The 9,804-nt window shown below is 61.7% G+C and carries 9 protein-coding genes and 1 pseudogene; 7 read left to right on the top strand and 3 right to left on the bottom strand.

Annotated elements, in window-relative coordinates:
* Together B3605_RS02280 and B3605_RS02275 are read left to right on the top strand one after the other, a co-directional pair.
* Positions 1-328 (top strand): ATP-binding protein (locus tag B3605_RS02280; RefSeq protein WP_296432021.1); only part of this gene is annotated, 328 nt, incomplete at its 5' end.
* Positions 325-999 (top strand): response regulator, encoded by a 675-nt coding sequence (locus B3605_RS02275; protein WP_296432019.1) that lies wholly within the window; start codon positions 325-327, stop codon positions 997-999. The genes B3605_RS02280 and B3605_RS02275, both read left to right, overlap by 4 nt.
* A gap of 570 nt (positions 1,000-1,569) precedes the next feature.
* Here the strand turns inward: B3605_RS02275 and B3605_RS02270 are convergent.
* Positions 1,570-1,959 (bottom strand): hypothetical protein, encoded by a 390-nt coding sequence (locus B3605_RS02270; RefSeq protein WP_112941932.1) that lies wholly within the window; start codon positions 1,957-1,959, stop codon positions 1,570-1,572.
* A gap of 296 nt (positions 1,960-2,255) precedes the next feature.
* On the opposite strand from B3605_RS02270, the gene B3605_RS02265 reads away from it, so the two are divergent.
* Positions 2,256-3,266 carry an iron ABC transporter substrate-binding protein gene (locus B3605_RS02265; protein ID WP_296432016.1) on the top strand — a complete coding sequence of 337 codons (1,011 nt, stop codon included), beginning with the start codon at positions 2,256-2,258 and terminating at the stop codon, positions 3,264-3,266.
* Between the two features lie 321 nt (positions 3,267-3,587).
* Here B3605_RS02265 and hutC read toward each other — a convergent pair whose 3' ends face one another.
* Both hutC and B3605_RS02255 read right to left on the bottom strand, forming a co-directional pair.
* Positions 3,588-4,307 (bottom strand): histidine utilization repressor, encoded by a 720-nt coding sequence (gene hutC, locus B3605_RS02260; protein WP_112941934.1) that lies wholly within the window; start codon positions 4,305-4,307, stop codon positions 3,588-3,590.
* 81 nt (positions 4,308-4,388) lie between these two features.
* On the bottom strand, positions 4,389-5,750 hold the full coding sequence (locus B3605_RS02255) for a formimidoylglutamate deiminase (RefSeq protein ID WP_296432014.1): 1,362 nt from the start codon (positions 5,748-5,750) through the stop codon (positions 4,389-4,391).
* Between the two features lie 121 nt (positions 5,751-5,871).
* Between B3605_RS02255 and hutI the strand changes: the two genes are divergently transcribed.
* The 4 genes and pseudogenes from hutI to B3605_RS02235 all read left to right on the top strand — a co-directional run.
* Positions 5,872-7,134: an imidazolonepropionase gene (hutI, locus tag B3605_RS02250; RefSeq protein ID WP_296432012.1), complete on the top strand. Its 1,263-nt coding sequence runs from the start codon at positions 5,872-5,874 to the stop codon at positions 7,132-7,134.
* Positions 7,131-8,666 (top strand): histidine ammonia-lyase, encoded by a 1,536-nt coding sequence (hutH, locus tag B3605_RS02245; protein WP_296432009.1) that lies wholly within the window; start codon positions 7,131-7,133, stop codon positions 8,664-8,666. Before hutI ends, hutH begins: the two co-directional genes overlap by 4 nt.
* A 52-nt stretch (positions 8,667-8,718) precedes the next feature.
* On the top strand, positions 8,719-9,528 hold the full coding sequence (hutG, locus tag B3605_RS02240; protein WP_296432007.1) for an N-formylglutamate deformylase: 810 nt from the start codon (positions 8,719-8,721) through the stop codon (positions 9,526-9,528).
* Positions 9,529-9,530: 2 nt separating this feature from the next.
* Positions 9,531-9,804, top strand: a pseudogene (locus B3605_RS02235) (urocanate hydratase); the annotation flags it as partial.

Here is a 9,804-nt window from a genome sequence, read left to right as displayed (position 1 = left end):
GATCATCTCGGAAGTCGGACGGCTCGATATCCGGGCGCAGGCCGCCAAGATCTGCGTCTATCGCTTTATCCAAGAGGCTCTGAGCAATGCGACCAGGCATGCCGGCGCGTCGAAAATTTTAGTGACGGCGACTGAAGATGACCAGCACATCAGGATCGCGGTCGAAGATAACGGGACCGGCTTCGTCCGGTCGAGTGACGAGGACGGCCTTGGGCTTGTCGGTCTGGAGGAACGACTTGCAGGGCTTGGTGGACATCTCGACATCGCATCTGACGCACAGGCGGGCACCCGCATCTGCATGACACTACCGAAGAGGACGGCGGAATGACTTCAGACATGCTCAGGGTCGCGATCGTTGACGATCACCCGATATTCCGCGACGGCCTCGCCCGCAGCCTATCGGACGAGCCGGGTTTCGAGGTGGTTGGCGAAGGCGCGAGCGCGGCCGACGCCGTGACGCTCTTCAGCCAGCACCGACCCGACGTGCTTCTGCTTGATCTCTCGATGCCCGGAGGCGGTCACCACGCGCTGAACACGATCATCAAGGCGGATGCGGCCGCAACCGTGATCGTGCTCACGGCCTCCGAAGAAGACAGCGATCTGTTCGACGCGCTGAAGGAAGGGGCCAAGGGCTATATTCTAAAGGGGGTGAATGCATCGACGCTGGTATCGGCGGTGCGCAACGTCGTGGCCGGAGAGCGTTATGTGTCACCAAGTCTCGCCGCGCGCATCCTGACGGAAATGAAGGGCGAGGCCTCCCAACCGCAACCGAGCGCAGCGCGCAACCCTCAAGAAGATGCTCTGTCCTCGCTGACGCCACGCGAAGAACAGATCCTGCGCCTGGTCGCAGATGGCAACAGCAACAAGGAAGTTGCCCGCCAGCTCAACCTCCAGGAAAAGACGATCAAGCACAACATGACGCGCATCCTGCAAAAGCTGAAAGCGCGCAATCGCACCGAAGCCGCGATGTTCCTGCGCGATGCACAATCACGGTCCTGATCATTCTGAATTTCGTTCAGCGGAACCGTTCGACATCGCTATTTTTGGCGACACGACGGATAACGAGGCGGCCCTCGGGATCGAAGAGTTCATAGCGGCCGTTGCGGATGCGCTCGCGCCAGCCACCATCATAAGAACGGTCCTCGCGTTGCGATATCGAGCCCGTGCGATCGTCTCGGCGTCCCTGCCTGTCGCTTCCAGATCGGCCGCCGCCATCGTCATCCTGCGATCGCGAACCTGATGTGCCAGAGCCTGACGAGCCCGAATGCCCGGAACCGGAGGATCCTGAGTGGCCGGAGCCAAAGCCAGAGCCAGAACCCGAGCCAGAGCCGGATCCCGATCCGCTTCCACCAGAGCTACCACTACCGCTGCCGCCTGAACTCCCGTTTCCACCGCTGCCGCCACTTCCCTTGTCTGCCCATGCGCAGACTGGGCCCGCCACGACTGATATCGTGCAGAAAATGACGGTACAGGCGATTTTCAGCGACGTGTTCACGATCAATCTCCTTGAAGGACGATCCCGGCCCATCAAACGGGCCGGGATATGCCGGGATATGATTGCCAGCGCGACTAGCGGCGGCCGCTATGATCGTCGCCGCCACGACCCCCGCCGTGATCGTCGCTGCCGCCACCACCATGGTGATCGCCGCCACGGTCGTCGCTACCGTGATGTTCGTGGCTCGCGCCATCATCGGAGCCGCGTCCACGCGACGAGGATGCCGACGAGGATGCCGAAAACGAGGTCGAGCTGTGGTGGACGTGGTTGGGACCGTCATCGAGCCCGCGACCGTGGCGCTTGTGCTTGACGAGATTGTCGGCGCCCTGGCGCACGAGGGTTGCAAGCGGCGGTTTGGAAGCGACTGGTCCGAGGTTTAGAGACAAAGGCCCGGCCCCGGCCGAGCCAATCGCCAGCAATAGCGATCCGGCGATAACGCAAGTGTGAACGATGATCTTCTTCATGCGTATGCTCCTTGGTTTTCCGACCGATACGGTTGCCATTGATCGATGATGGCCGGCCGGATGGTCCAATTGTCGACGATTGAGCGTCCATTCCTAGCGGCCCCGGCCTTCTACGACGCCACTAGGGACTTTAGTCCCCATGGTAACGACATAAAGCCCACGATAAGTGGAGTGTGTTGGAATAGTTTTGGCCGACACAGTTGGCCCTGACGTCCAGACGCATTGGAAAACCAATTCATAGCGACCGAAAACTTGAGCCCATGTGCGCTTGGTTTCGCTCCAATCGGGAGTTTGACATGAAGAAATCCATCAGCCTGAAGCTGGTCTCCGCCGCAGCGCTTCTTGCCGCGACAGCCTTCGTAAACGGTGCGCTCGCGCAAGATGCGGACGGCATCGTTGTGTACAATGCGCAGCACGAGGGCCTTGGCACCGAATGGGCAGAAGGCTTCACCAAGGAAACAGGCATCAAGGTCACCGTCCGCAAGGGCAGCGACATGCAGTTCGCCAACCAGATCGTCCAAGAAGGCGACGCTTCGCCGGCCGACGTGTTCCTGACGGAAAACTCCCCTGCCATGGCGCTGGTCGCCTCCGCCGGCCTCTTCGCGCCGGTCGACAAGGAAACGCTGGCCCAGGTTCCGGCCCAGTTCCATCCCGCCGATGGCACTTGGACGGGCATCGCTGCCCGCTCGACCGTCTTTGCCTACGACAAGACCAAGCTCACGGAAGACAAGCTGCCGAAGTCGATGCTTGATCTTGCCGATCCGGCCTGGAAGGGTCGCTGGGGCGCTTCGCCTGGTGGCGCTGACTTCCAGGCGATCGTCGGTGCACTTCTCCAGCTTAAGGGCGAAGAAGCAACCACGGCGTGGCTGAAAGCCATGAAGGAAAACGCGACGCCCTATAAGGGCAACAGCGTTGCCATGAAGGCGGTCAATGCCGGTGAAGTCGCAGGGGCTGTGATCTACCACTACTACTGGTTCGGTGATCAGGCAAAGACGGGTGAAAACAGCAAGAACGTTGCCCTGCACTACTTCAAGAACGAAGATCCGGGCGCTTTCCTCAGCGTTTCGGGCGGTGGCGTGCTGAAATCCAGCAAGCACCCGAAGGAAGCCCAGGCCCTGCTCAAGTGGATCACCTCCAAGGCTGGTCAGGATGTGCTGAAGAACGGCACCTCGTTTGAATATTCGGTCTCGGGCGATTCGAACGCCAAGCTCGTCCCGATCGCCGACCTGAAGGCACCGAAGGTCGAAGCTTCCAAGCTCGACAACAAGAAGGTCGTCGAACTCATGACCGCCGCTGGCCTGCTCTAAGTTATTCGAGCGCCCAAGATTGACGAGCCGCGCGCTGAAAGGCGCGCGGCTTTTTGTTGTCTCTTCTCATCGGTATGAGCGATTTCCAGGTGCCGGCCTTTCGCGTCAGTGCCAGACGAAAATTCGACAGGGGTGAAAAGGCGGCTGGCTGCAACCGCCTCTTTGCGCGTTCGACTAAGAAGAGTGCGTTTATCGCGACCATGAATAGCTCGTGATCGAGGCACGCATGCGGGACTGGCGGCCCCGCCGGGCGCCAGCGTTCCGCACGCAATCAGACCCGATTGGACCGCCACGCTACCAGGCGTCCCGCTACCCCGAATCTCACGAGGCCGGCGTGAACCGTGCCACCAGCGCATGCTTGTCACCGGGATAGGTGAAGCGCACATGGGTAACAGGGCCGATATTGCTCCAGGTGCGGCGCTCGACAACCAGGCAGGCTGTATTGCGGGGGATGTTGAGCAAGGTTGCCGCCTCGCTGCCTGCACCAACCGCGTGGATGCGGTGTTCGGCGCTAGACCACGGGACCTGATTGATCAGCCAGCTGCCGGGCGGAACGGTCGAGAAGTCGGCGTCGTTTGCCTCGGGCACGGTTGCAAGGCTGATCAGCCGCTCCTCCAGGCAGAAGGGACGGCCGCCGGCATGATGGATGCAGACGACTTCGACGAGTGAGGAGCCCGGCTCCAGATCGAGACGCAGTGTGTCGTCAACGCCCGCCTTGCGCCTAGTGCGCCTGGTCACTGAAAACGAATAGGCAAGGTTCAGCGACTTTACTTCGGCGGCGATATCGTGAATTTCCAGCACGGCGGACTGCGCCTGCGGCTGCGTGACGAAGCTGCCTGACTTCTTGCGCCGCTCGATCAGCCCAGCCTTGGCAAGCTGGGTCAGAGCCTTGTTCACCGTCATGCGCGAGCAGTCATACTCTTTGGTAAGGTCGAGCTCGAACGGAATGCGGTGACCCGGTGGCCACTCGCCCGAGACGATGCGGCCTTCGATGTCGTTCACGATCCGCTGATGCAAGGTGAGATCCCTGCCCTGATCCATCGTTACGCTCCGCTTTCTTCTCGGTCTACCGGCAATGCCTGAGTCGGGAAAGACTATCGAGCACCGTCGGCAAGAAAGGCTTCAGGCTGCCAGCAACTCGCCCATCGCCTTCACAAAACGACGGTTGATCGCGTCGCGGCTCCGATGCCGCCCGCCCTCGACCGTCTTTTTGCCGATCGCCCATACAGTATCGACTGAAACGCCGCCGGCAAACATCCAGTGGTCGAGCAGTTGATCACCGGCGAGGTAGGGAACGGCCGACGTATCGAGTGCGACAATGTCGGCGTTGTTTCCAACCGCCAGGCCGCCCGGCGCTTTCAGCGCGGCGCCGCCGCCTGTGATCGCGTGATCAAAGAGGCTGCGCGCAGTGGAGCCGCCGGACGCAGCGATGACGTTGCGAGCTCTAAGTGCAAGACGCTGTGAATATTCAAGCTGCCTCAGCTCATCTGGAAGCGAGATCAGCACGTTGGAATCAGAGCCCACGCCGCAGCGTCCGCCCTCCTCCAGAAACACAGGCGCCGGAAAAGTGCCGTCACCGAGATTGGCTTCGGTGATCGGGCAAAGACCGGCGATTGCGCCGCGCCGTGCCATCCGGCGTGTTTCATCGTCGGTCATGTGAGTGGCGTGGATCAGGCACCAGCGACCATCGACATCAGCATTGTCGAGGAGCCATTCAACGGGACGGGCGCCAGACCAGGCGATACAATCCTCGACTTCCTTGACCTGTTCTGCGACGTGGATGTGAACAGGCCCCTTGCCCGCCATCGCCACAACCGTCGTGAGCTCGTCCGGCGTTGCCGCCCGCAGGCTGTGCGGGGCAAGGCCAAATTCGGCGCCGCTCAGCTGCGACGTCACGCTCCGGCAGCCGTCCATTAGCGCCGCGAAACTGTCGAGCGAATTGATGAACCGGCGCTGGCCGTCGATCGGCTCGGCACCGCCGAAGCCCGAATGGGCGTAGAAAACTGGCAGCAATGTCAGCCCGATGCCGGCCGTGGCGCTCGCCGCACCGATCCGCTCGGCCAGTTCGGCGATGTTGGCGTAAGGCCGACCGTCCTTGTCATGATGCAGATAGTGAAACTCGCCGACGCGGGAAAAGCCGGCCTCCAGCATCTCCATGTAGAGCTGCGCCGCCACGGCCTCAACATGCTCTGGTGTCATCGACAAGGCGAACTTGTACATAACGGTGCGCCAGCTCCAGAAGCTGTCATTGGCGGGGCCCCTTACCTCGGCAAGGCCCGCCATGGCGCGCTGAAAGGCATGGCTGTGAAGGTTCCCCATGGCCGGCACCAGCGTGTGATGGCGTTCATCGGCCGGCTGTGCGGCAACCGCGGTCTCGATGCTGGAAATGCGCCCCTCCTCAAGGGTCAGCCGGACATTATCCTGCCAGCCTTCCGGCAAAAGTGCTGCGCCTGCGTGGAGTGTCGTCGCAACCGTTCGTGCCATGACCGTTTGTTCCCTTCTGGCGAAGGCGCCTCTTTATTTTCCAGAGATACGCCCAAATTTTTCCTTGTCACCTGTTTATTATGTATATACATGTTAAGGCATAAAGAAAGGCGCAAAGCTGATGAACGGGAACAAATTTTCAGACGAGCAGGAACCTGTTGAGCAGCGTCCGCACCTGTGGCGCAATGCCCGCCTTGCAACGCTTGCCCCGCATAAAGACGGCCTCGGCGTCATCGAAAAGGGAGCGATTGTCGTCGAATCGGGCCGTATCACCTTCGCCGGCCCGGAAACCGAGTTGCCGATCCTGGCGATCGAACGCGCCGAGATCACCGATCTCGAAGGTCGCTGGGTGACGCCAGGTCTCATCGATTGCCACACCCACATCGTCTATGGCGGCAACCGCGCCCGCGAGTTCGAGATGCGCCTGGAAGGCGCTACTTATGAGGAAGTCGCCCGCGCAGGCGGCGGCATCGTTTCCTCGGTCAAAGCCACCAATGCCCTTTCCGTCGATGGCCTCGTGGCCGCCTCGCTCCCCCGGCTCGACACACTGCTGTCAGAGGGACTGACAACGATCGAGATCAAGTCCGGCTACGGTCTGAACATCGAGGCCGAGCTGAAGATGCTGCGCGCCGCCCGTGCGCTGGGCAATATTCGCCCAGTCCGCGTCGTAACCTCCTATCTCGGCGCCCATGCCACGCCGATCGAGTACAAGGGCCGCAACGGCGATTACATCACTGATGTCGTGTTGCCCGGCCTCGAGCAGGCGCATGCCGAGGGCCTTGTCGATGCCGTCGACGGGTTCTGTGAGGGCATCGCCTTCTCAGTCGAGGAAATGCGCCGCGTCTTCGATCGCGCCCAGAGCCTCGGTCTCCCAGTCAAACTCCATGCCGAGCAGCTCTCCAACCTGGGCGGCGCGCGGCTGGCGGCCTCGTATCTGGCGTTGTCGGCCGACCATCTCGAATATCTGACCGCTGACGATGCCGTTGTCATGGCCGCGGCTGCAACCGTCGCCGTGCTTTTGCCGGGCGCCTTTTACGCGATCAACGAAAAGCAGAAACCGCCGGTCAAGGCACTGCGCGAGGCCGGCGCCCACATCGCCATCGCCACCGACTGCAACCCCGGCACCTCGCCGCTGACCTCGTTGCTGCTCACCATGAACATGTCGGGCACCCTGTTCGGCCTCACCGTTGAGGAGTGCATCGCAGGCGTCACCCGGGAAGGCGCGCGTGCCCTTGGGCTCATCGACGAAACCGGCACGCTCGAAGCCGGCAAATCCGCCGATTTCGCGATCTGGGATGTCGAGAGCCTCGCTGAGCTCGTCTACCGCATCGGCTTCAACCCGCTTCACGCACACGTCTTCAAGGGCGAAAGGATCGACCGTTGACCATCACTCTTAATCCCGGCTCCGTATCGCTCAAGCATCTGGAAACGATCTATTGGACCGGCGAGCCGGCCGTGCTCGACCGCTCTTTCGATGCCGGCATCAACAAAGCCGCCGCCCGTATTGCCGAGATCGCCGCTGGCAACGCGCCGGTCTATGGCATCAATACCGGCTTCGGAAAGCTCGCCTCGATCAAGATCGACAGCGCCGATGTCGCCACGCTCCAGCGCAATCTTATCCTGTCACATTGCTGCGGCGTTGGCGCACCTCTTGCTGAGAACATCGTCCGCCTCATCATGGCTCTGAAGCTTGTTTCGCTGGGCCGCGGCGCCTCTGGCGTGCGGCTGGAATTGGTGCGGCTGATCGAAGGCATGCTGGAAAAGGGCGTCATCCCCGTCATTCCCGAAAAGGGCTCCGTGGGCGCCTCTGGCGACCTTGCGCCGCTGGCGCATATGGCTGCCGTGATGATGGGCGAGGCCGAAGCCTTCTACAATGGCGAACGCCTTGCGGGTGCTGCAGCACTCGACAAGGCCGGGCTGACGCCGGTGGTTCTCGCAGCCAAGGAGGGCCTGGCCCTGATCAACGGCACGCAGACCTCAACCGCGTTGGCGCTCGCCGGCCTCTTTCGCGCCCACCGCGCCGCCCAGGCCGCGCTGATTACCGGCGCGATGTCGACCGATGCGGCCATGGGGTCCTCGGCACCGTTCCATCCCGATATTCACACGCTGCGCGGCCACAAGGGCCAGATCGACACCGCCGCTGCCCTGCGCGCACTTCTCGACAACTCGGTCATCCGCCAAAGCCACATCGAGGGCGACGAGCGCGTCCAGGATCCCTATTGCATCCGCTGCCAGCCGCAGGTCGACGGCGCCTGCCTGGACCTGCTTCGCTCGGTCGCCCGGACGCTGGAGATCGAGGCGAACGCAGTCACCGACAACCCGCTGGTCCTGTCTGACAACTCCGTCGTCTCCGGCGGCAATTTCCACGCCGAACCCGTCGCTTTTGCCGCTGACCAGATCGCCATCGCCGTTTGCGAGATCGGCGCCATCGCCCAGCGTCGCATTGCCCTTCTCGTCGATCCCGCCCTCTCCTACGGCCTGCCCGCCTTCCTCGCCAAGAAGCCCGGCCTCAACTCCGGCCTGATGATCGCGGAAGTCACATCGGCATCACTGATGTCGGAAAACAAGCAGATGTCGCATCCGGCCTCGGTGGATTCGACCCCGACCTCTGCTAACCAGGAAGACCACGTCTCCATGGCCTGCCACGGCGCACGACGCCTGCTGCAAATGACCGACAATCTCTTTTCGATCATCGGCATCGAGGCACTGACGGCAGCCCAGGGTGTCGAATTCCGCTCCCCGCTCGTCACCAGCCCTGAACTTGCCAGCGCCATCGCCGCGATCCGCGCGGTCGTGCCGACACTCGAAGTAGACCGCTACATGGCGGGTGATCTTCAGGCGGCCAGCGATCTGGTGGCATCGGGTGGGCTCAATGCAGCGGTATCTTCGGGCATCTTGCCGATGCTGGAAGGATGAAAACGATGTGCCACGACGCACCCAGCCCGGCCATCAGCGGAGCCTTCAGCCAATGACGACCCACCAGATCCGCCAGGGCACATCCCCTGTCATCCTTGCGTTCCCGCATACCGGAACCGACGTGCCGGCCGGCATCTGGGAACGCCTGAACGACAACGGCAAGCTGCTTGCCGACACCGACTGGCACATCCACGACCTTTATGATGGCCTCATTGACGGCGTGACGACCGTGCGCGCCACCTTCCACCGCTACGTCATCGACGCCAACCGCGATCCATCGGGAACAAGTCTCTATCCCGGCCAGAATACAACCGGGCTGGTGCCCGCGACGGATTTCGACGGCCTTTCGATCTGGAAGGAGGGCCAGGCACCTGATGAGGCTGATATCGGCGAGCGCCTGCGCGATTTCCACGCACCCTATCATGCCGCCCTTGCGGCCGAAATCGAGCGGGTGAAGGCAATTCACGGCGTCGCCATCCTCTATGACTGCCACTCGATCCGCTCGCACATTCCTTTCCTATTCGAGGGCAAACTCCCGGACTTCAATATCGGCACTGACATGGGCAAGACTTGCGCCGTGGAGTTCGAGCGCGTGACGGCCGAAATCGCTGGTTATGCGGCTGGCTATACCAGCATCGTCAACGGGCGCTTCAAGGGCGGCTGGACGACACGTCACTATGGTCAGCCGACCACTGGTGTTCATGCAATTCAGATGGAAATAGCCCAATCGGCCTACCTCGAGACCGAAGCCGTGCCCTTCGCCTATGGCGAAGAGAAGGCGGCGGCCTTGAGGACGCATCTGAGAACTATTCTCTCCCGCATCGAAGCGGTCGCCCAAGAACTCAAAGCAATGGGGAACTGATTATGAATAATCCACGACACAACATTCGCGATGTCAGAAGCCCGCGCGGGTCCGAGCTCAATGCAAAGAGCTGGATGACCGAAGCGCCACTGCGCATGCTTATGAACAACCTCGACCCGGACGTGGCGGAAAACCCGCACGAGCTAGTGGTTTATGGTGGCATCGGCCGTGCAGCGCGTACCTGGGCCGATTTCGACCAGATCATCGCAACGCTGAAGACACTGACGGAAGAAGAGACGCTTCTTGTTCAATCCGGCAAGCCGGTCGGCGTGTTCC

The organism is Rhizobium sp. UBA1881 (genome assembly GCF_002338015.1).
Lineage (GTDB): Bacteria > Pseudomonadota > Alphaproteobacteria > Rhizobiales > Rhizobiaceae > Rhizobium.
This window is presented reverse-complemented; position numbering and strand designations above follow the sequence as displayed.

Excerpts from the sequence above, each read along its gene's own strand:
- B3605_RS02275 (WP_296432019.1), top strand. The coding sequence starts at position 325 with ATGACTTCAGACATGCTCAGGGTCGCGATCGTTGACGATCACCCGATA.
- B3605_RS02255 (WP_296432014.1), bottom strand. The coding sequence starts at position 5,750 with ATGGCACGAACGGTTGCGACGACACTCCACGCAGGCGCAGCACTTTTG.
- B3605_RS02265 (WP_296432016.1), top strand. The coding sequence starts at position 2,256 with ATGAAGAAATCCATCAGCCTGAAGCTGGTCTCCGCCGCAGCGCTTCTT.
- hutI (WP_296432012.1), top strand. The coding sequence starts at position 5,872 with ATGAACGGGAACAAATTTTCAGACGAGCAGGAACCTGTTGAGCAGCGT.
- B3605_RS02270 (WP_112941932.1), bottom strand. The coding sequence starts at position 1,959 with ATGAAGAAGATCATCGTTCACACTTGCGTTATCGCCGGATCGCTATTG.
- hutG (WP_296432007.1), top strand. The coding sequence starts at position 8,719 with ATGACGACCCACCAGATCCGCCAGGGCACATCCCCTGTCATCCTTGCG.
- hutC (WP_112941934.1), bottom strand. The coding sequence starts at position 4,307 with ATGGATCAGGGCAGGGATCTCACCTTGCATCAGCGGATCGTGAACGAC.